The sequence below is a fragment of the Rhizobium sp. L51/94 genome (assembly GCF_019355555.1).
Classification (GTDB): Bacteria; Pseudomonadota; Alphaproteobacteria; order Rhizobiales; family Rhizobiaceae; genus Rhizobium; species Rhizobium rhododendri.
Window position 1 is genome coordinate 3146548 of sequence record NZ_CP072141.1, and the last position, 19300, is coordinate 3165847.

A 19300-nucleotide genomic window follows, 5' to 3' on the forward strand; every position below is an offset into this window, starting at 1 on the left:
TTTTATCCTTACAAAGTGACGGTCTTGCCGGTCCGGACGCTCTCGTCCGCGGCAAGGCAGATGCGCAGCGACTGCACGGCATCGTGCATGTGCCGCGTCAGGTCGATATCCTCGATGATGGCTTTCAGCACATAGGCCTGCTCGAAATCGCAGAGTTCCTGATGCCCGGGCTCACCATCCATATGCAGGTCGCGATCAGGCAGGATGAACCGGCCATCCGGGCCGGTTTCGGCATTGTGCAGCCGGATGACCGATGTCTTGGTGTGCGTGTCGATATCGTCGGACTTGGCGTTCGGGTCCATGACGATCGAAACGGCGCCATTCGGCGACATCACGTCCTTCACGAAGAACGCCGTCTCCGAAATCATCGGCCCCCAGCCGGCCTCATACCAGCCGACCGAGCCGTCCTCGAACTTCACCTGAAGGTGGCCGTAGTTGTACATATCCGGCGCGATCTCATTGGACAGGCGCAGGCCCATGCCGCGCACTTCGACAGCCCTCGCATCGGTGATCTGGCACATGACATCGACATAGTGCACGCCGCAGTCGACGATCGGCGAAGTCGTCTGCATCAGAGCCTTGTGGGTTTCCCAGGTCGGGCCGCTCGATTGCTGGTTGAGGTTCATGCGAAAGACATAGGGACCGCCAAGATTGCGGGCCTCGGCAATCAGCCGCATCCAAGACGGATGATGGCGGAGGATATAGCCGATGACGAGCTTCTTGCCCGCCGCCTTTGCGGCTGCAACCACGCGCTCGGCATCGGCAACCGTCGTTGCCAGCGGCTTTTCAATGAAGACGTCGCAGCCGGCCTCGAACGCCATGACCGCATAGTCGGCATGGCTGTCGGAATAGGTACAGATCGAGCAGAGATCGGGCTTCAGTTCTGTCAGCGCGGTCTGGAAGTCGGCGTGAATCGTATAGCCGTGCAACGCTTCGTCCAGCACTGGCTTGGAGCGATTGACGAGGCCGACGATCTCGAAGCCTGCGTTATTGTGATAGGCGAGCGCATGGCTTCGGCCCATGTTGCCAAGCCCGGCGACAAGCACGCGGATGGGTTTTTCGGATAGGCTCATTTGACCGCTCCCGCAGTGATGCCGCGGATCAGCTGCCGCGAGAAGATGACGTAGAGGACCAGGATCGGAAGAATGGCCAGCGATAGCGCCGCCAGAACTGCATTCCAGTTGGTGACGAACTGGCCAATGAAGATCTGGCTGCCGAGGGTGACAGTCTTGGTCGCTTCGCTCGGCGCAAGGATCAGCGGGAACCACAGGTCGTTCCAGATCGGTATCATCGTGAACACGGCCACGGTCGCCATGGCCGGACGGATCAGCGGCAATACCAGCCGGATGAAAATCGCATACTCGTTCAGACCATCGATGCGGCCGGCGTTCTTAAGGTCATCAGAGACTGTCCGCATGAACTCGGACAGGATGAAGATCGCCAGCGGCAGACCTTGCGCCGTATAGACGAGGATCAGTGCCGTCAGCGTGTTGACCAGACCGGCGGCGACCATCCCCTGCAGGATGGCGACAGTGCCGAGCCGGATGGGGATCATGATGCCGATCGCCATGTAGAGCCCGACGACCATATTGCCGCGAAAGCGATATTCCGAGAGCGCAAACGCCGCCATCGCGCCGAACAAAAGTACCAGCACGATCGAGACGATGGTGACGACAAAGCTGTTCTGGAAATACATGGCGAAATTGCCCTGCCCCAGGACCGTCTGGTAGCCGATCAGGCTAAAGGTGGTCGGCGTCGGCACCATCATCGGCGCGCGAAAGATCGCGCCGCGATCCTTGAACGAATTGATGACGGTCAGGAAGACCGGAAACAAGGCGATCAGCGTGTAGCTGATCAGGGCCAGATGGACGAGACCGGTGCGGATGGTGGATGAGCGTGCCTTGGACATCGGTGCCGCCTCAGAACTGGTAGCGGCGGATGCGCCGCTGAACGATGAACAGGTAGAACGAGACGCCGGCAAGGATGATCAGGAACATGACGGTTGCGATCGTTGCGCCCATGGAGCGGTCGCCAAGCTGCAGCTGGAAGCCGAAGAAGGTGCGATAGAGCAGCGTGCCCAGAATATCGGTCGAGCCATCAGGCCCGGCGAGCGCACCCTGCACTGTATAAACCAGGTCGAAGGCGTTGAAATTGCCAACGAAAGTGAGAATCGAGATGATCCCGATAGCCGGCAACACCAGCGGCAGCTTGATCTTCCAGAACTGGCTCCAGCCGGTAATGCCGTCGCATTCCGCAGCTTCGATCACTTCTTCTGGGATGTTGAGCAGCGCCGCATAGATCAGCATCATCGGGATGCCGACATATTGCCAGACGGAGATCAGGGCGACCGCGATCAGCGCCGAACCCGGTTTGCCGAGCCACGGGCTGAACAATGCCTTGAGGCCAACGAGGTCCATCATCCACGGCGTGACGCCCCAGAGCGGCGACAGGATCAGCTTCCAGATGAAGCCGACAATGACGAAGGACAGCAGCGTCGGCAGGAAGATTGCCGTGCGGTAGAAGGTGACGAAGCGAAGCTTCGGCAACGACAGCATGGCGGCCAGCGCCACGCCGATCGGGTTCTGCACGCACATGTGGATGACGAAGAAGATGAAGTTGTTGCGAAGCGCATTCCAGAAATCATGCGCCCACCTGATATCGCCGAACAGCACCTTGAAGTTGGCAAGGCCGACGAAGGTAAGCTGCCCGTCGACCAGATTGTAAAAGGATTGCCGCAGGGTCTCGACCAGCGGCAGGATCATCACCACCGTGTAGACCAGGAACGCCGGAAAAAGGAAAACGAGAATATGCCAGCGCCGCTGGCGCTTGATCGAAACCGGCTGCAGGGCCGCTGAAGTGGTGATGTCGCTCATGGCTTTGCCTGTTTTCTTGGGGCTTGCGCGGGCACAGCATGATCACGGTACCTCCCCCTTGAGGGGGGAGGTCGCAGCGAGGCTGCGGGTGGGGGTGACGCCACACGCGCAAGGATCACCCCACCCCGGCCCGTCGGGCCGACCCTCCCCCTCAAGGGGAGGGTAAACTTCTTACTTGGCAGGCTTGAACCAGCTGTCGAGGCCGGTCTGTAGCTTCTTGGCAGCAACTTCCGGCGTATCCGTGCCGTTGATGACGTTGGCCGATTCCACCCAGGTTTCGTTCTCGAGGTTAGGCGTGCCACGCGACAGGATCTGGTAGGTCGAGCGAACCGTCGACTTGTACGGACCGCGCCAGGAGACGAATTCCTGCGCCAGCGGATCGCTCATCTTCACCGGTGTCGAGTTCAGGCTGAAGAATCCCGGCAGCGAGTTGGCGTAGATGTCGGCGAATTCCGACGAGGCAACCCAGGACAGGAACTTCTTGGCTTCTTCCGGATGCGCCGATTTGGCATTCAGGCCAACGCCGATATCCGGATGATCCGAGATGTAGCCCGTGTCGCCGGCCTTCGGAACCGGTGGCGGGAAAGCGCCCATCTTGAACTGGGCTTGGGCTGTGAACAGCGCGATTTCCCAAGAGCCGGCCGGATAGATAGCGGCGCGGCCGAGAGTGAAGAGGTTCTGGCTGTCGGCATAGGTCTGGGCTTCGAAACCGTCGCCGAGGTATGGCTTCCACTTGGCCAGCTGCTTGAAAGGCTCGACCCAGTCGGCGTCGGTCAGCTTCTGCTTGCCTTCCATCAGCGCAACTCGGCCTTCTTCGCCCTTCCAGTAGTTGGGACCGATGTTCTGGTAGCCCATCGTTGCGGCTTCCCAGAGGTCCTTCGTGCCCATGGCCATCGGGATATAGGTACCGTCAGCCTTAATCTTGTCGAGCGCGGCGTAGAACTCGTCGGTGGTCTTCGGAACGGAGATACCGAGCTTCGCGAAGGCATCCTTGTTGTAGATGAAGCCATGGATGACAGACGCCATCGGTACGCAGAAGGTCGACTTGCCGTCATCCGTCGACCAGGCAGCCTTGGCGACCGGCGAGAAATTGCTCATGCCCGGCAGCGTCGTCAGGTCGGCAAGGTGCTTCTTGTTGAACAGGTCCAGAGAAGCGTCGAACGGACGGCAGGTGATGATGTCGCCCGCAGAACCGGCATCGAGCTTGGCATTCAGCGAGGCGTTGTATTCGGTCGGTGCTGTCGGCGAGAAAGTGATCTTGATGCCCGGGTTCTTGGCTTCGAAAGCCGGGATGATCTTTGTCTGCCAGATCGACAGGTCGTCATTGCGCCAGCTCTCGACGTTCAAAGTGACGTCGGCCGCATGAACGAACCCGGCCGAGCTCAAAAGGCTGGATGCGAGCAGCAAGCCCTTCAAAATTTTTTTTTGTGTCATTTTTTTCCCTCTCCTGTTCCTGGCGTCTCAAGACGCCGTTTTCGATCTGAAACGAGCACCGGCCGGCTCAAGCCAGCGGCGACCCATATCCCCGCATGAAACCGCAGCAGGAATACATATCAATCAGGAAAACGCTACAACGTCACGCCGCACGGATCGAAATCGATCCGCCCTTTGCCGTGACATCTGCTGACGAATATTGTCGTCCGCCTGGCGCTCCGGCTATTTTTGTTTGCCGCTTCCGCCGATGTCCGTCGATGCTGTTCCCTTGGTCGGAATTAAGTCCAAAAAAATACCAATTGTCCAGTTGAATTTAACCTTTTCGTCGCAAAAAATCCTGGAAACGAAAAATTCACAACAAAAACAATCGAATAAAAACAAACGGCGCAGATCATCTTCGCACTTGGTAAATGGTATTTTTTTGGTATGGTAGTGAAAAACGCGGGAACGGACGGCATCCGGGGGCTCACATGACGAAGTATGCAATCGGCATAGACGGCGGCGGAACGAGTTGCCGTGCCGCCGTAGCAGATGCGACCGGCAGAATTCTCGGGCGCGGCAAGGCTGGCCCTGCCAACATCATGTCGGACCGCGTGATGGCCCTTGAGAACATCGTTGCCTCCAGCCGCAGCGCCCTTGAGAACGCCGGGATTGATCCATCCTGCCTCGTAAGCAGCACCGCCGTGCTTGGCGTTGCCGGCGCCAATGTCGGCCCTCACGGTAGCCTCATCCGCGAAGCACTGCCATTTGCCAAGGCCGAGGTCGTCACCGACCAGCTGATCGCCCTGCAGGGAGCACTCGGACCCTCGGACGGCGTTGTCGCTTCCTTCGGCACCGGTTCCGTCTACGGCGCAAGACGTCACGGCAAGGTAACCGAGATCGGCGGATGGGGGTTTGTCGTCGGAGACCAGGCCAGCGGCGCCAGGCTTGGCCGCGACCTCCTCGAACTGGCACTGCTTGCCCACGACGGCGTCTGCGCCGCAACGCCGCTGACGCGCATCGTCATGGCCGCATTCCGCAACAATCCGCAGGACGTCGTGGAATTCGCGCATAGTGCCACGCCGGGGGATTTTGCCCGGTATGCGCCTCAGGTTTTCGAGCACGCTGCTGCTGGCGACGCCATCGCAACCCGGATCGTCCGCAAGGCGGCGTCTGACATCGACAACAGCCTCGATGCCCTGCTCTGGCCAGATTGCAACACTGTCTGCCTGCTCGGTGGCCTCGCTCTCGCCTATCGCGCGTGGCTGAGCACTGCGCATCAGGCGCTGCTTGTCGATCCACTCGGTGACGCGCTGCAGGGAGCCGTGTCGTTTGCGGTCGCCCTTGCCGGGCAAGACGAAAGGCGCAGCGCATGACCGGCGACCTGACCCTGATCTTCTCTCCCGCCCGCATGCAGGAAGCAGGCACGGGGCCGCTCTACGTCAAGCTGCGCAGAACGCTGGAGGAGGCCCTCAAGGCTGGTACGTTGAAGCAGGGCGACGCTCTGCCGCCGGAGCGCGACATTGCCGAATATGCCGCCGTCAGTCGGGTCACCGTGCGCAAGGCCATCGACAACCTGGTGACCGACGGGCTGCTGGTGCGGCGCCATGGTTCCGGTACCTTCGTCAGCAAGCCGGTCTCCAAGGTCGAGCAGAAGCTGTCGCAGCTGACCTCGTTCACCGAGGATATGGCCCGGCGCGGCATGACGGCGCGATCGCAATGGCTGCACAAGGGCATCCACACGCCCTCGCCCGACGAGATGATGATCCTAGGCCTTGCCGCCGACACCAAGGTTTCCCGCCTGAGCCGCCTGCGCATCGCCGACGACCAGCCGCTGGCGATCGAACACGCCAGCGTCTCCGGCGAATTCCTGCCCGACCCGTCGACCGTTACCGCCTCGCTTTACGCCGAACTTGAGAAGCGTCAGGTGCGGCCGGTGCGCGCCGTGCAGCGCATATCTGCGACAAACATGAAGGAGACGGATGCGGAATTGCTCGGAGTATCGGCTGGAGCAGCCGGCCTGTCGATCGAGCGCATCTCCTATCTCGCCTCCGGCCGCGCAGTCGAATTCACCCGCTCGCTCTATCGCGGCGACGCCTACGATTTCGTCGCGGAACTGACCATCGGGCCGGGTTGATGTTTACCAGATGCGAGCGATCCAGTCTCCGAGATCGTCGAGAGCATCGAAAACAACGTCTGCCGAGATGATCGCGATGCGACTGTCCATGGCCGTTGCTGCAAGCAACCGGTCGAAGGGGTCGCGGTGGCCCCAGTTCATCATCGAAGCATTGACGCATATTGCAGGAGTAATATCAGCGATTTCACCGCCCTGCTGCTAGAGAAGCGCCGGAAGTTCCTCAAACAAACGGCTCCATCTCCGGCCATTTGCCGATACGGACCTTTTGGCAGATTTCAAACAGGCTGCTCGGGCTGACGAAAATATGCTCGGCCTTCTCCATCACTGCGACCGCTCTCGGTGAGAGCCGCTTGTCGCCCGTCAGCGACCATGCCCAAACATGGGTGTCGAGCAGGAATGAACTCACTGCGCGCCTTCTCAGAGCGCCAGTTCTTCCTCATCCATGTCGGTGAGAAAATCCGGAGCATCGCCTGTCAACTTGCCTTTGAGGATGCCTATCTTGAACGACCGCCGCTCGATGGGCACAAGCTTCACAACCGGCTTGCTGCCCTTGGCGATGACAACCTCTTCCCCGGAAAGCGCAGCATCAATGAGCTTGGACAGATTGGTCTTTGCGGCGTGGACGGTGACTTGCATCTTCTGGCCCTTAGCTAAGTTAGCCAAAATAACATCGGGGCAAACGCATCACCATCCATTTTCAATCGAGCGCTATGTGCTGCCTGATCAAACACTTACGGCCGAAAGGTGAATCACCTTCCGGCCGCATGAACGTGAATCAAATCGCCAGCGTCTAGCCCTAACCGCTTGCAAAGACACGCCGATCAGGCGGCAGCGTCGATCTTTTCCTCGCGCTTGTTCGGCACGTAGTTGAGCACCGGGCCGAGCCAGCGCTCGACTTCCTCGACCGGCATTCCCTTGCGGGCGGCATAATCCTGCACCTGGTCGCGCTCGACTTTGGCGACACCGAAATAGTAGGAGCCGGGGTGGCCGATATAGACGCCGGACACTGACGAGCCCGGCCACATGGCATAGCTCTCGGTCAGCTTGACGCCGGTGGCCGCTTCCGCATCGAGCAGCCGGAACAGCGTTTCCTTCTCGGTATGATCAGGTTGGGCCGGATATCCCGGCGCCGGCCGGATACCGGCATAGGTCTCGCTGATCATCTCCTCGGGCGACAGGGTCTCTTCGGTCGCATATCCCCAGAATTCGCGGCGCACCCGCTCGTGCATCCGCTCGGCAAAGGCTTCGGCGAAACGGTCGGCCAGCGCCTTGACGAGGATCGACGAGTAGTCGTCGTTGGCGCCGGCGAAGCGTTCCGAAATCGCCACTTCCTCGACACCAGCCGTGACCACGAAGCCACCGATGTAATCCCCGGCGCCGCTGTCGACGGGTGCCACGAAATCCGACAGCGCCACATTCGGCCGTCCATCGCGCTTCGAGAGCTGTTGGCGAAGCGTGTAGAAAGTCGCAAGCTCCGCAGTCCGCGTCTCGTCGGTAAACAGCCTGATGTCGTCGCCGACGGCACCTGCTGGCCAGAAACCAATGACGGCGCGCGGACGAAACCACTTTTCGTCGATGATTTTCTTCAGCATCGCTTGTGCGTCAGCAAACAGTGCGCGTGCCGCCTCGCCCTGCTTTTCGTCCTCGAGAATGGCCGGATAGCGGCCCTTCAGCTCCCAGGTCTGGAAGAACGGTGTCCAGTCGATGTATTGCGCCAGTTCGGCCAGATCATAGTCCTCGAAGATCTTGGTGCCGAAGAACGACGGCGTCTTTGGGGTATAGGCCGACCAGTCGAGCTTCTCAGGATTTTCGCGGGCACGGGAAAGCGGCAGGCGGACCTTTTCCAGTTCGTTGCGGGCATGCGCTGCCGCAACCTTGGCGTATTCCTCGCGGATGGTGTCGACATAATTTTTCTTGCCCTCAGGCGACAACAGCGCCGAGACGACGCCGACTGCGCGCGACGCATCGGTGACGTAGACCGCCTGGCCAGAGGAATAGCCCGGATGGATCTTCACCGCCGTATGAACGCGGCTTGTAGTCGCTCCGCCGATCAGCAGGGGAATATTGAAGCCTTGGCGCTCCATCTCTGCCGCGACATGCACCATTTCGTCGAGCGACGGGGTGATCAGGCCGGACAGGCCGATGATGTCGACCTTCTCGCGGATTGCTGTCTCAAGGATCTTCGCCGCCGGCACCATGACGCCGAGGTCGATGATGTCGTAGTTGTTGCAGGCAAGCACGACGCCGACGATGTTCTTGCCGATATCGTGAACGTCGCCCTTGACCGTCGCCATCAGCACCTTGCCGGCCGCCTCGCGCTCGCCGTTGCCGCCATTGGCCAGCTTTTCAGCCTCCATGTAGGGCAGCAATACGGCGACGGCCTGCTTCATGACGCGAGCGGATTTGACCACCTGCGGCAGGAACATCTTGCCCGAGCCGAACAGGTCGCCGACGACGTTCATGCCGGACATCAGGGGGCCTTCGATGACGTGCAGCGGTCGCTCGACACCCTGGCGCGCCTCCTCGGTGTCGGCCTCGATAAATTCGGTCACGCCGTTAACCAGCGCGTGCTCTATGCGCTTTTCAACCGGGAGCTCGCGCCAGGACATATCCTGTACACGGGCTTCGCGCACGCCGGTTCCGCGATAGCGCTCGGCGACCTCGAGCAGCCGCTCCGTGCCGTCAGGGCGGCGGTTGAGAACCACGTCCTCGCAGGCCTCGCGCAGAACAGGATCGATGGTGTCATAGACGACCAGTTGGCCGGCATTGACGATGCCCATGTCCATCCCCGCCTGGATGGCGTGATAGAGGAAGACAGAGTGCATCGCCTCGCGCACCGTATCGTTGCCGCGGAACGAGAATGACAGGTTCGAGACACCGCCGGAGATATGCACCAGTGGCATGGTCTGCCGGATGGTCCGCGTCGCCTCGATGAAATCGACGCCGTAATTGTTATGCTCCTCGATGCCCGTGGCGACGGCAAAGACATTCGGATCGAAGATGATATCCTCGGGTAAGATGCCCGCCTGTTCGGTCAGGATCTTGTAGGCGCGGGTGCAGATATCGACCTTGCGCTGGTAGGTGTCGGCCTGGCCGGTCTCGTCGAACGCCATGACGACGACCGCGGCACCATAGGCATGTACCAGCCGTGCCTGCTCGAGGAACTTCTCCTCGCCTTCCTTCAGCGAGATCGAGTTGACGATCGACTTGCCCTGGACGCATTTCAGGCCGGCCTCGATGATCGACCATTTCGACGAGTCGATCATGACAGGCACGCGAGCGATATCCGGCTCGGCTGCGATCAGGTTCAGGAACTCGACCATCGCCTTCTCGGAATCGATCAGGCCTTCATCCATGTTGATGTCGATCACCTGAGCGCCGGCTTCGACCTGGTCGCGAGCGACAGCCAGGGCCGCGTTGTAGTCGGCATTGGTGATAAGCTTGCGGAATTTCGCCGAACCGGTGACATTGGTGCGCTCGCCGACGTTGACGAACGGAATATCCTTGGTGAGTTGGAACGGCTCGAGACCCGACAGCGACATGAAGGGACGATGTTCGGGGATGGCGCGCGGCTTGTATTTCGACACGGCTTCGGCGATGGCGCGGATATGGTCCGGCGTCGAGCCGCAGCAGCCGCCAACGATGTTGACCAAACCCTCGGCTGCAAAGCCCTCGATCTGCGCCGCCATCATCTCGGGCGTCTCGTCGTACTGGCCGAATTCGTTTGGTAGGCCGGCATTCGGGTAGGCGCAGATCAGCGTGTCGGCAGCCCCTGACAGCTCCTGCAAATGCGGCCGCATGGCATTGGCACCGAGCGCGCAGTTAAGGCCGATGGTGAACGGATTGGAATGGCGAACCGCGTTCCAGAACGCCGATGGCGTCTGGCCCGAAAGGGTACGGCCGGAAAGGTCGGTTATGGTGCCGGAGATCATAACCGGCAGGCGGACGCCCTTGGCGATAAATCGCTCCTCGCAGGCGAAGATCGCGGCCTTGGCATTCAGCGTGTCGAAAATGGTTTCGATCAGGATGATGTCGGCGCCGCCATCGATCAACCCATCGATCTGCTCGCCATACGCAATGCGCAACTCGTCGAAGGAGACGGCGCGGAAACCGGGATTGTTGACGTCGGGCGAGATCGATGCCGTACGGTTTGTTGGGCCGATGGCGCCGGCGACAAAGCGGCGACGGCCGTCTTCCCGCTCGGCACGGATGGCAGCCCGGCGCACGACGCGTGCACCCTCCTTGTTGAGATCGTAGACAGCGCCTTCCATCTCGTAGTCGGCCTGGGCGATGCGCGTCGAGGAAAACGTGTTGGTTTCCAGGATGTCGGCGCCGGCCATGGCGTAGCGATAGTGGATTTCCTCGATGGCGTCGGGCTGGCTGAGGATCAGAAGGTCGTTATTGCCCTGCTGGTGACAGGCGCAGCCGATGAAGCGGTCGCCGCGGAACTGCTCCTCGTCGAAGCCAAGCCCCTGAATCTGCGTGCCCATGGCACCATCGAGCACCAGAATGCGCTCGCTGGCTGCCTGCTTAAGCGCCGCGAACACATCGCTGCCGTCCCGCTTCGCCGCTTCCGGACCAAAAAGATCGTCAAACACCAGCATACTCCCTCGACCCGACTGCGACTCCGCATTCAATCACATAAAGATATCTTTATGTCAATATATGCGGTCGATCATAGTGATTTGCAATATAGCCGCTCTTTTTGCCGAACGGCAAAAAACATGCAGGTGCGCCCGCGATTACCGGACTTCGGTCTTGGTTGCTGGCGCATCGGTCGTCGCAAAACATACTGCACCCGCAGAGGGCAAGAGTGGTGAGGTGCGGCTTGATATCTATGCAGCCTGCACCACGTTTTTCAGCGATCCACCGACAAGCACTCGAGTGCGCGCAACGCACTTGACGCCGCAGCTCTGTTCTTGTCGGATCACTGACACTAAGAATCCCGGCCAAGGGCGCGCACCGCGCTTGGCATTTATAAAGACTCCCGGAGGAAACACTTTTGATCGCAGCTGAACCCGCCACGCTGGGAAACTGGAGCAACCGCGACTATCATCGCCGCTGGCTGCTCGATCAGGCCAACGGCTTGTTCGATTTCTTCCAGTATCGCGCCGTCAATCCGAAGGGCGGGTTTTACGACATGGACGATGCGGGCAAGCCGCTCGGTGCCGATAACTCGGTGCGCGGCATTCATTCGTCCGCCCGCATGGTCCACTGCTTTTCGATCGCCAGCCTGCTGGGGCGGCCCGGGGCCGACGAGATCATCGACCACGGCATGAGCTACCTCTGGCATCATCACCGCGACAAGACCCACGGCGGCTACTTCTGGACTGTCAACAATGACGGTCCCGTCGATGCCAGCAAGCAGGGTTACGGCCACGCCTTCGTGCTGCTCGCCGCATCATCGGCAAAGACCGTCGGCCATCCGCTGGCAGACGAGATGCTCGCCGACATAACGAAAATAATCGACGAGAAATTCTGGGAAGACAGCCACGGCGCCATCGCCGAAGAGTTCAATCAGGATTGGTCACCGATCGGTGACTACCATGGCCAGAACTCCAATATGCATCTGACCGAGGCGCTGATGGCAGCGTTCGAGGCGACGGGCGACAGGTCATACCTCGACAAGGCCGAACGTATCGCCGACCTCATCATCCGGCGGCAGGCAGGCGCTGTCGGCTTCCGCGTGCCCGAGCATTTCGATGCCCAGTGGCAGCTCGACAAGACCTATCGCGGCAACGAGATGTTCCGCCCGTCCGGCACGACGCCCGGCCACTGGCTGGAGTGGGCACGCCTCGTGCTGCAGCTCTGGACGCTGGGCGGCAAGCGCCACGACTGGATGCCGGAAGCGGCTCGCCACCTGTTTGCGCAGTCGATGTCGCTGGGCTGGGACAAGGAGATCGGTGGCTTTTTCTACACGCTCGATTGGGAGGATGTACCGGCCAAGCGCAACAAGCTGTGGTGGCCGGCCTGCGAAGGAGCCGGCGCTGCCCACTATCTCAACGCGCATCTGCCTGATGACTTCCACGAGCAGAGCTATCGCAAGATCTGGGGTATCATCGGCAAGGCGTTTATAGACCGTCAGAACGGCGGCTGGCATGAGGAACTGACGGAAGATCTGGCCCCTGCCCACACACTGTTTAGCGGCAAGGGAGATATCTACCACGCCCTGCAGGCCTGCCTGATCCCGCTATTTCCGGCGACCGGCAGCTTGACCAGGGTGATATCGGAAGCCAGCGGCAGGCTCTGATCGCTATCCGATGACGGCGCGGGGCGATGCCATCCCGCGCCGCATTCTCGTGTGGCTATTCCGTCGCCAGGCTGAGATTGTGCAATTCATGCCCGAGCGTCAGTGCCAGCGCCTCGACCACCAGATTGTGGTCGTCGCGCTGTGGCAGGCCGGAGACGGTGACGGCACCGATGCAGCCTGTGCCGATGACGTGGATCGGGAAGCTGCCGCCATGCGGCGCGTAGTCGGCCGCCGACAGTCCGTTGTTCTCGACAGTCTTGCCGGCTTTCTTCAATTCAAGACCGCTGGCATAGCTGCTGCGGAAATAGCGGAGAACCATCGCCCGCTTGCGGCGGATCCAGTTGGCGTTATCCGGCGTCGAGCCGGCAAGCGCCACGTAGAATACCGGCATCGAATGCAGGGTGATGTCGATGGCCACGCCGAGATTGCGCTCGCGCGCCAGATCGTGCAGCAGATTGCCGAGAACCCAGGCGGTGGAGAAATCGAAAGAGTCGAAGCGCAGCACTTCTTCCTGCACGGCAATGCGGCTGAGATCGTGGTCAATGGTCATTGTCGGAACTCCCTCGTCTTCTCTGAACGCAATCAAGCCCCAAGCGCGCTGTTTGTCCACCGGCTTGTCTTCGATTGTCCAATCACCGCCCCTTGCCGAGGCGCTGCGTTCACGTCAATGATGCGACAATCGAAATATGCCGGAGCCCCGACTTAATGCGCGCCAAGATCATCTTTCTGGCCATCCTGACCGCGATCTCGCGGATTGCCAGCGCCCGGGCCGAAGACGGTGGCCAGCAAGTGCTGCGCGACGGCTTCGACGGGAAAGATTTCGCCCCGGCCGGTCACCTCTACTATCGCAATAACGCCGAGCAGAAGGCAGGCACCTACCAGTTCCAGTCCGCGGTGAGCCGAAGCGGCGGCGGCGCGTTGAAACTCACCATCAAGCCGAATTGCGCAGCCGGCAAAGAAAATTGCAGCGAACGCGCCGAGATCTGGGAGAAAACCAAATATCGCGTCCCCTATGATCAAGGCGTCTGGTACGGATTTGCGGTCAAGTTCGCCGATCCGATACCATCAGGAGACCATCGTTACCTGATTGCCCAGTGGAAGCGCGAGATCGGCCCGGAGGCCAAGGGCGACTTCAGCCCCTTCCTCGCCCTGCGCCTCAACAACGGCAAGCTGTTTGCGACTGTCGAGACGAACTACGTCGCGCCGCCGTCGGGTGCGCCAAGCGTGAAACCCGGATCCTGCGCTTCCGGCCAGACGCCTGTCTGGTACCGCCCCGACACCAACCAGATGCGTGCCCTCGTCGCGACAGACGCCACCTGGACCAAGAGCGACGGCGGTGAGTTCACCAGTTGCACGGATGCGATGACCATCACCGATCGTGGCAACAAACTGCCGACGCCCGGTTCAGGCTGGATCGATTTCGCCATCTACACGCAGCCTGGACCAGACGGCACCGGCCGCATCGAGATTTTTGCCAACGATAAATGGATTGTCACCGTAAAGGGACATATCGGCCACGCGGACAAGGGTCTCGGCAGGAACCAGTATTTCAAGTTCGGCCCTTATCGCGACGCGGACACTACTGAATGGACCATGTATTACGATGATTTCCGCCGTTCGCCCCGCTGCAGGGATGTTCTGGCCGACGCATCGCTGTGTCCCGCAGACTAAAGGCGAAATAGCGACGAAATTGTTTGGAGGAGCGAACCATTGCGCGCATGGTGCGTTTAGTAAAGTTGTCATCAGGAGGCGATAGCTATGCTTAACACAACCCGTGACTGTGCTCGCGATAGCGCGAAAAATGCAATCCCGTCGCTGGGAGAAATCGAAGGTCGCCTCGCGGTGCTTGAGATCTTGGCCCAATGCGCCCTCACCCATGCACTCAGTGAAGGCGACCAGAAGGTCGACAAAGCTCTTCTGGAGGAAATTCGCCGCGCCATGCATGCGAAATGCGGTGAACTGAAGCTCGGCAGCGAGGACGCAGAATCTGCCTTCGGCTTTGCCGAGGAACTGATCAGCGCATCAATAGAAGCATCGAGGCTTAATCGCCAGTGATCTCGCGTCGTGCACAAATCATCCTCGCAGCCATGGTCGGGCTGGCCGTCATCCTGACTGTGCTGCTTCTCGTCGTCCCAAAAGTCCCTGAAATTCCAGGGACCGATCTGCCCCAGTCCGGGGCAGCAGCGCCTTCCAAATAGCAGTAATGTACCGTTACGGAACGGTGGGGTGTCCCGTTTTCGGAGGATATTAACACCCCCGTGCGGTCTCGCTTGAATATTAGAAAAATCGCGGCTTTATGGGATCGTCACCTGATCGCGGGTGCTTTCATCAAGAGGGGGGCGATATGACCATGCTGATCCAGACGCCGATCTGCTCCGAAGAAGTCGATGTTCTCGCCGGTGCCCTCTACGCTTGGTGTGCGGAACGGGAAATTAAACTTTCAAGCCAGGCCGGCCTTGCGGCGGCCAACAGGGCAATCGACCTCCTTCATGCGGGACATCGTACGCAGGAAGATCTCCTCAGCGCTTTGCACAACGCATGAACCTAAGGGGCTGACCGACGTCGGACCACGGGGTCTCGGCCTGACGTGAGATATTCGCGCAACAGTCGCAAAAAACAACCCACGCGACAGATTGATAATTGTTAAATCAACCATGCGAATCTGCGGGCTTGCCGTTACGGTAAGCCTAGCATGACTTCAAAATCGACTTTCAATTCCATATCCCAGACCCTGATCGACAACTGGCTGGATGCAACCAGCCCGATAGAAGATCCGGAGACGTTCTGCGGCACGATAAGCGAGACCATGTCTCTGAAGATGTCGCTCAACTTCATCGACACCAGAAGCGATGATCCTCTCGACTGGTATTTCCGTCGCATCAAGCCCTACGGGATCAACAGTCGCATTCTCAATCTGAAAAAGATGTTTCCCGACGGTCCGTTGAGGAACCTGCCAGACAGGACCTACCTCCTCGACGCCGTCATCCCCCACTACAGCCGCGCGCTTTCGCTGCGAAAGCCCTTGATCGATCTGGTCCTGACGAAAATCGCCGGCATCAATGTCGGCTACGACCGTTTGCTGATCCCTCAAAAAACCAACGGCCGGGCGGAATGGTGCGTATCGTTCACCGAAGGCCGTTTCCTTTTCAAGGCACCTGTTGACGCCAAGCTGGACCCGGTTGACGAAGTCATCATCCAACTGCTGATGGAGGGCGAGACCGCCAGGGAAATCGCCGTGGAGCTTGGCTTGTCTCAGCGGACCATCGAGCACCGGATCGACAAGATGAAGATCCGCTATGAGGCGCGCAACGTCGTCCATCTCACCGCCAAGCTTTTCTCCATCCACATGGACCGCCGCATGGCGGAAGACCGGATTATCGATGCGGGCCAAAGGGAAGACTAGCGCGGCCTACCTCTTGCGCGCGGCCGCCTGCGCCCGTGCCTTCAGTTGCTCCATCGAAAGACCGGTGGCAGCGGCGGCAACATTGTAAAGCGCCTTGTTCAGATCCTTCGTCTTGAATGCGATACCGTCGACGCCGCGCTTGCGATCGAAACCCAGCGGATTACCGTCCCGATCAACCACGACATGCACGCCAAAAAACATCTGGTCGAACTCGCGACTATTCGGCTTGTAGAAGCTTGCACCGGCGGAGGTGTCGAATTCCCCGTCGAAATTGGCAATGAAAAGCTGCAGCACCGAATAGCTCGCGGACGACTGGCCGACCACCACTTCGCCGAACTTGCAGCTGCCGAGATAGGGGATGGAAGGCAGCACGCTGGAGCGGTTCGCTTTCCTCATCCGGTTGTTGGCCGGCAGTCGATCGGAAAAAAGATCATGTGCGTCGTTCCCAAGGATCGACAGGTTTTCGCGCGTCGCCGACGCGACCTCGATGGCGTCCATTGTCGGCAGGATCTTGCGGAAACGCGCTCGTGACGTCTCGGATGGCTCCGGTATTACCTCGCCGTTGCTGAACCATCGGGCGTATTTCGCAGCTGCGATTTCGGATTCGGAAGATTGGGAGGCAAGGCTGAGGGAGGCATTCGCTAACTTTACGATGTCGTTTCCGAAGCGATTTCCGTATTGTAGCTTTTCGGCGGCCTTCTTGTCAGACACTGCAATTCCCCTTTTTTCCCGAGCAGTCTCGTTGCGCTCTGTTGGGATGCTATGGACGAAATCTTAATGCGACGGCCGATTGGCACCGTAGATTTACCGTGCCAACGTCAAGTTGTGTCTCCCACGTCGGTTGATGGTTAGCAAACTGTGATGATCGGACAGGCGCCATTGAGAGGCAAGCAACGCCCAAATTCGGTAAAATTCACGAAAAAAGGCGACCCTGAGGCCGCCTTTATAATCGCTGAAGCTGATACCGATTACTGGATCCGGATGCGGAACGCACCCGATGGATACCAGAAGCCATCGCTGTGGCGGCGATAGCCGGGACGGCGTTGCTCATAGCCACGATAACCGTTCCAATTGCCGCGACGATCGCGCGGAGGGCCGCGGCGGAAGCCAGGGCGTTCATCGTTGCGGTAACCGGGTGGGCTGCGGCGATCGCGGTTCATGCGACGAGGCGGTGGCGCATCGGGATTGTACTGGACAGTCGTAACGTCAGAGCCACCAGCCATTGTCATGGCAGGCAGCGGCGCAGCAGACGCCGGCGCAACCCCGGAAAGGCCAACCATCGCAGCAAGCGCTGCTGCAGCAAAACCTGTAAAAATTTTCTTCATCGGTACTCCAATTCGGCGTTATCGCCGCTCATTTCTCAAGGAGCGCGATGGGAATGACATAGGGTGCAGGCAACATCCGACAAGACGTAAGGTTGTATAATCTGCAGGTTTGCGCCCGATTGTCCCTCACGAGGCTACTGATCGTCCTCCGGAACCTGAACCTCGCCTTGATCCTCCCCGTCCCAGTAATGGACGCGTTCGGCATGGACGTGGATCATCACAACGCCCGGGGTATCCACACCGTCCTGGAACCAGACGTCCAGCTCGCTCGTCCAGTGCTCGGCAAATCGTGCCTTGTCGCGGATCAGCGCTGCTTCGCCTTCGACAGCGACCGCGAAAGACTTCTCGCCTTGAAATGTCAGCGACACCTTTGGATTGGCCTCGATGTCGGCGACCATCTTGGCCTCTTCCCAGGTGAAGTAGTAACTGTCGCCATCGTAGTCGACATCGCCGTTGTTGCTCATCGGCCGCCCGGCAATCGTACCGTTTTCGGCATGCGTCAGCAGCATGGCGATATCGATATCGCGCATCTTTTCGGCCAGGTCTTTCAAGGTCATTTCGCTCATCCCGACAGTCCTCCAGGTTGCATGAACACGTCTAACGTGTTCATGCGATGAAGGTTCAGGCAGTCGGAGGCTCTAAATACCGATCTACCGTCGGTTCAGACTTTTTCGGTCTTTTTGACGGGCGCCTTCTTCTGGGGCTCGACCGGGGCATCGGGTGTCGGTGCCAGCAGCTTGCGCAGCGAGCTGATCTTGTCTTCCACCAGTGGCCGGAAACGGGAGGCGCGATAAGGCATGTCGGCAGCGCCATAGCCTTCCGGACCGTCATCGTCCCCACGGAAGATCTCGGCTACCTTGATGCCGAGAAATTCGCCGTCGATGTAGTGCGAATACATGCCAACCCAGCGGATCGTATAGATCTCGTCCTTGCGGATCAGCTGGTCGATCGACACGTTCTTGAACTTATCGTCGATACAGACGACTTTCTGGCCGACGTAAAAATCGTTCATCTCATCCTCATGCAAGAAAACTATCGTCGCCTTGTGCTGCCGGTGAAGAAAACCGCAGCTGCAAGTTGACAGCCTTATCGCATAATTTATGGCATTTTGCCGACCGGCGCAAACGTTGCGCTTAAAAATTGGCCTCTGTCGGCGATCAGTGAATGCTGTCGGAGGGGACGTCCTCGCCAAGAATACGAAAGGCTTCGCTGAGAGCAGCGACCAGAATGTCCGTCAGTTTGTCTGCATCATTGTCCATCAGGAAAAGAGCGACAGTGGAATCCTTGGGGTCGCGGTAAGTCTCTGTTTCGTTCGACATATCATTGTCCTTTTTCCCGCCGCGTCACATCCCGGCGTCTTCGAAGAGTCATAGGCGGCATGGCTTGTGCAAAGCTTGTTAAGGTCTGGCGCGCGGCGACATCAGCGAGAGGTCAGTGGCGACTTCCCGTCCAGCCCGTCAGCACCGTGTCGTTGACGTCGAGGTCGATCCAGCAGTGATAGTCTTCGTCCCTCGAGCTTCCGGAAGCACTGACTTTCCGCTGGCAACGCGAGGCTCCGGGCCCTCCCTCGCTTCCGAAACGGCGCGTAATCAGCGTAACGCCAGCGGCGGACGTATCGCTGGTCTCGGCACCAAGGGTTTCGAGCGCGTCGTAGAAATACCTGGCGCCGTCGTCATCGCAGGCAATCTGCGCCACGGGCTTATCCTTGCCGAGAACCACGGGCCTGTTTTCTTCGGCAGCCTGCACGATGCATGCCGTCAGCGCCTTGCCGATGCTGTGCGGCTGGGCAGAAGCCGTCATGGGAACGGCCACAAGCGCGCAGAACGCCAGGAAAAGCCGTCTTTCCATTTCTTTTCTCCCATATTTCGGCCGCACGGATTGCCTATGCAGCGCGTCGTC

At 59.5% G+C, this 19300-nt stretch carries 22 protein-coding genes; 7 read left to right on the forward strand and 15 right to left on the reverse strand.

Going from position 1 to position 19300, the window contains the following annotated elements:
* Nucleotides 1–8: 8 nt before the first annotated feature.
* The 4 genes from J5274_RS15370 to J5274_RS15385 form a co-directional block, all read right to left on the reverse strand.
* The gene (locus J5274_RS15370) at nucleotides 9–1073 is read right to left on the reverse strand and encodes a Gfo/Idh/MocA family protein (RefSeq protein WP_142823243.1); all 1065 of its coding nucleotides are present in this window, start codon (nucleotides 1071–1073) and stop codon (nucleotides 9–11) included.
* Nucleotides 1070–1909, reverse strand: a complete 840-nt coding sequence (locus tag J5274_RS15375) for a carbohydrate ABC transporter permease (RefSeq protein WP_142823244.1) — start codon at nucleotides 1907–1909, stop codon at nucleotides 1070–1072. Before J5274_RS15375 ends, J5274_RS15370 begins: the two co-directional genes overlap by 4 nt.
* Nucleotides 1910–1919: 10 nt before the next feature.
* Nucleotides 1920–2873, reverse strand: a complete 954-nt coding sequence (locus tag J5274_RS15380; protein WP_142823245.1) for a carbohydrate ABC transporter permease — start codon at nucleotides 2871–2873, stop codon at nucleotides 1920–1922.
* A gap of 171 nt (nucleotides 2874–3044) precedes the next feature.
* Entirely contained in the window at nucleotides 3045–4307 is a 1263-nt protein-coding gene (locus J5274_RS15385) for an ABC transporter substrate-binding protein (RefSeq protein ID WP_219274662.1), read from the reverse strand.
* Between the two features lie 470 nt (nucleotides 4308–4777).
* On the opposite strand from J5274_RS15385, the gene J5274_RS15390 reads away from it, so the two are divergent.
* Both J5274_RS15390 and J5274_RS15395 read left to right on the forward strand, forming a co-directional pair.
* Nucleotides 4778–5662 carry an N-acetylglucosamine kinase gene (locus tag J5274_RS15390; RefSeq protein ID WP_142823247.1) on the forward strand — a complete coding sequence of 295 codons (885 nt, stop codon included), beginning with the start codon at nucleotides 4778–4780 and terminating at the stop codon, nucleotides 5660–5662.
* Nucleotides 5659–6423, forward strand: a complete 765-nt coding sequence (locus tag J5274_RS15395; protein WP_142823248.1) for a GntR family transcriptional regulator — start codon at nucleotides 5659–5661, stop codon at nucleotides 6421–6423. Before J5274_RS15390 ends, J5274_RS15395 begins: the two co-directional genes overlap by 4 nt.
* Nucleotides 6424–6426: 3 nt before the next feature.
* On the opposite strand, the gene J5274_RS28800 is transcribed toward J5274_RS15395, so the two are convergent.
* From J5274_RS28800 to metH, 4 genes are all read right to left on the reverse strand, one after another.
* Nucleotides 6427–6567 (reverse strand): hypothetical protein, encoded by a 141-nt coding sequence (locus J5274_RS28800; RefSeq protein WP_224127735.1) that lies wholly within the window; start codon nucleotides 6565–6567, stop codon nucleotides 6427–6429.
* A gap of 76 nt (nucleotides 6568–6643) precedes the next feature.
* Nucleotides 6644–6829, reverse strand: coding sequence for a type II toxin-antitoxin system VapC family toxin (locus J5274_RS28805; protein WP_224127738.1), 186 nt, complete (start codon nucleotides 6827–6829; stop codon nucleotides 6644–6646).
* Nucleotides 6830–6840: 11 nt separating this feature from the next.
* Entirely contained in the window at nucleotides 6841–7059 is a 219-nt protein-coding gene (locus J5274_RS15405; RefSeq protein ID WP_142823249.1) for a type II toxin-antitoxin system Phd/YefM family antitoxin, read from the reverse strand.
* Nucleotides 7060–7244: 185 nt separating this feature from the next.
* On the reverse strand, nucleotides 7245–11021 hold the full coding sequence (metH, locus tag J5274_RS15410) for a methionine synthase (RefSeq protein WP_142823250.1): 3777 nt from the start codon (nucleotides 11019–11021) through the stop codon (nucleotides 7245–7247).
* Nucleotides 11022–11425: 404 nt separating this feature from the next.
* Here metH and J5274_RS15415 point away from each other — a divergent pair, with 404 nt between their 5' ends.
* Nucleotides 11426–12673 (forward strand): AGE family epimerase/isomerase, encoded by a 1248-nt coding sequence (locus J5274_RS15415; protein ID WP_142823251.1) that lies wholly within the window; start codon nucleotides 11426–11428, stop codon nucleotides 12671–12673.
* A gap of 55 nt (nucleotides 12674–12728) precedes the next feature.
* On the opposite strand, the gene J5274_RS15420 is transcribed toward J5274_RS15415, so the two are convergent.
* Complete coding sequence (locus tag J5274_RS15420) at nucleotides 12729–13223, reverse strand: heme-degrading domain-containing protein (RefSeq protein ID WP_142823252.1); 495 nt, start codon at nucleotides 13221–13223, stop codon at nucleotides 12729–12731.
* A gap of 155 nt (nucleotides 13224–13378) precedes the next feature.
* Between J5274_RS15420 and J5274_RS15425 the strand changes: the two genes are divergently transcribed.
* The 4 genes from J5274_RS15425 (at nucleotide 13379) to J5274_RS15440 (ending at nucleotide 16076) form a co-directional block, all read left to right on the forward strand.
* Nucleotides 13379–14344: a polysaccharide lyase gene (locus J5274_RS15425; protein WP_142823253.1), complete on the forward strand. Its 966-nt coding sequence runs from the start codon at nucleotides 13379–13381 to the stop codon at nucleotides 14342–14344.
* A gap of 87 nt (nucleotides 14345–14431) precedes the next feature.
* Nucleotides 14432–14728: a hypothetical protein gene (locus J5274_RS15430; protein WP_142823254.1), complete on the forward strand. Its 297-nt coding sequence runs from the start codon at nucleotides 14432–14434 to the stop codon at nucleotides 14726–14728.
* Between the two features lie 289 nt (nucleotides 14729–15017).
* Nucleotides 15018–15215: a hypothetical protein gene (locus tag J5274_RS15435; protein ID WP_142823255.1), complete on the forward strand. Its 198-nt coding sequence runs from the start codon at nucleotides 15018–15020 to the stop codon at nucleotides 15213–15215.
* 150 nt (nucleotides 15216–15365) lie between these two features.
* Nucleotides 15366–16076 (forward strand): LuxR C-terminal-related transcriptional regulator, encoded by a 711-nt coding sequence (locus tag J5274_RS15440; RefSeq protein WP_142823256.1) that lies wholly within the window; start codon nucleotides 15366–15368, stop codon nucleotides 16074–16076.
* A gap of 6 nt (nucleotides 16077–16082) precedes the next feature.
* On the opposite strand, the gene J5274_RS15445 is transcribed toward J5274_RS15440, so the two are convergent.
* From J5274_RS15445 to J5274_RS15470, 6 genes are all read right to left on the reverse strand, one after another.
* Nucleotides 16083–16787, reverse strand: a complete 705-nt coding sequence (locus tag J5274_RS15445) for a hypothetical protein (protein WP_142823257.1) — start codon at nucleotides 16785–16787, stop codon at nucleotides 16083–16085.
* A gap of 257 nt (nucleotides 16788–17044) precedes the next feature.
* Nucleotides 17045–17401 carry a hypothetical protein gene (locus tag J5274_RS15450; protein ID WP_142823258.1) on the reverse strand — a complete coding sequence of 119 codons (357 nt, stop codon included), beginning with the start codon at nucleotides 17399–17401 and terminating at the stop codon, nucleotides 17045–17047.
* 134 nt (nucleotides 17402–17535) lie between these two features.
* Nucleotides 17536–17967 carry a pyridoxamine 5'-phosphate oxidase family protein gene (locus J5274_RS15455; protein ID WP_142823259.1) on the reverse strand — a complete coding sequence of 144 codons (432 nt, stop codon included), beginning with the start codon at nucleotides 17965–17967 and terminating at the stop codon, nucleotides 17536–17538.
* Nucleotides 17968–18062: 95 nt separating this feature from the next.
* The gene (locus J5274_RS15460; RefSeq protein WP_142823260.1) at nucleotides 18063–18413 is read right to left on the reverse strand and encodes a CAP-Gly domain protein; all 351 of its coding nucleotides are present in this window, start codon (nucleotides 18411–18413) and stop codon (nucleotides 18063–18065) included.
* A 145-nt stretch (nucleotides 18414–18558) separates the two neighbouring features.
* A complete protein-coding gene (locus J5274_RS15465; protein ID WP_162854782.1) occupies nucleotides 18559–18720 on the reverse strand; it encodes a hypothetical protein in 162 nt (53 codons plus the stop codon).
* Nucleotides 18721–18832: 112 nt separating this feature from the next.
* Nucleotides 18833–19249, reverse strand: coding sequence for a hypothetical protein (locus tag J5274_RS15470; protein ID WP_142823261.1), 417 nt, complete (start codon nucleotides 19247–19249; stop codon nucleotides 18833–18835).
* Nucleotides 19250–19300 lie beyond the last annotated feature (51 nt).

Coding starts and splice junctions, on each gene's coding strand:
- J5274_RS15370 (WP_142823243.1), bottom strand. CDS start 1,073: ATGAGCCTATCCGAAAAACCCATCCGCGTGCTTGTCGCCGGGCTTGGC.
- J5274_RS15375 (WP_142823244.1), bottom strand. CDS start 1,909: ATGTCCAAGGCACGCTCATCCACCATCCGCACCGGTCTCGTCCATCTG.
- J5274_RS15380 (WP_142823245.1), bottom strand. CDS start 2,873: ATGAGCGACATCACCACTTCAGCGGCCCTGCAGCCGGTTTCGATCAAG.
- J5274_RS15385 (WP_219274662.1), bottom strand. CDS start 4,307: ATGACACAAAAAAAAATTTTGAAGGGCTTGCTGCTCGCATCCAGCCTT.
- J5274_RS15390 (WP_142823247.1), top strand. CDS start 4,778: ATGACGAAGTATGCAATCGGCATAGACGGCGGCGGAACGAGTTGCCGT.
- J5274_RS15395 (WP_142823248.1), top strand. CDS start 5,659: ATGACCGGCGACCTGACCCTGATCTTCTCTCCCGCCCGCATGCAGGAA.
- J5274_RS28800 (WP_224127735.1), bottom strand. CDS start 6,567: ATGATGAACTGGGGCCACCGCGACCCCTTCGACCGGTTGCTTGCAGCA.
- J5274_RS15405 (WP_142823249.1), bottom strand. CDS start 7,059: ATGCAAGTCACCGTCCACGCCGCAAAGACCAATCTGTCCAAGCTCATT.
- J5274_RS15420 (WP_142823252.1), bottom strand. CDS start 13,223: ATGACCATTGACCACGATCTCAGCCGCATTGCCGTGCAGGAAGAAGTG.
- J5274_RS15425 (WP_142823253.1), top strand. CDS start 13,379: ATGCGCGCCAAGATCATCTTTCTGGCCATCCTGACCGCGATCTCGCGG.
- J5274_RS15430 (WP_142823254.1), top strand. CDS start 14,432: ATGCTTAACACAACCCGTGACTGTGCTCGCGATAGCGCGAAAAATGCA.
- J5274_RS15435 (WP_142823255.1), top strand. CDS start 15,018: ATGACCATGCTGATCCAGACGCCGATCTGCTCCGAAGAAGTCGATGTT.
- J5274_RS15440 (WP_142823256.1), top strand. CDS start 15,366: ATGACTTCAAAATCGACTTTCAATTCCATATCCCAGACCCTGATCGAC.
- J5274_RS15450 (WP_142823258.1), bottom strand. CDS start 17,401: ATGAAGAAAATTTTTACAGGTTTTGCTGCAGCAGCGCTTGCTGCGATG.
- J5274_RS15455 (WP_142823259.1), bottom strand. CDS start 17,967: ATGAGCGAAATGACCTTGAAAGACCTGGCCGAAAAGATGCGCGATATC.
- J5274_RS15460 (WP_142823260.1), bottom strand. CDS start 18,413: ATGAACGATTTTTACGTCGGCCAGAAAGTCGTCTGTATCGACGATAAG.
- J5274_RS15465 (WP_162854782.1), bottom strand. CDS start 18,720: ATGTCGAACGAAACAGAGACTTACCGCGACCCCAAGGATTCCACTGTC.
- J5274_RS15470 (WP_142823261.1), bottom strand. CDS start 19,249: ATGGAAAGACGGCTTTTCCTGGCGTTCTGCGCGCTTGTGGCCGTTCCC.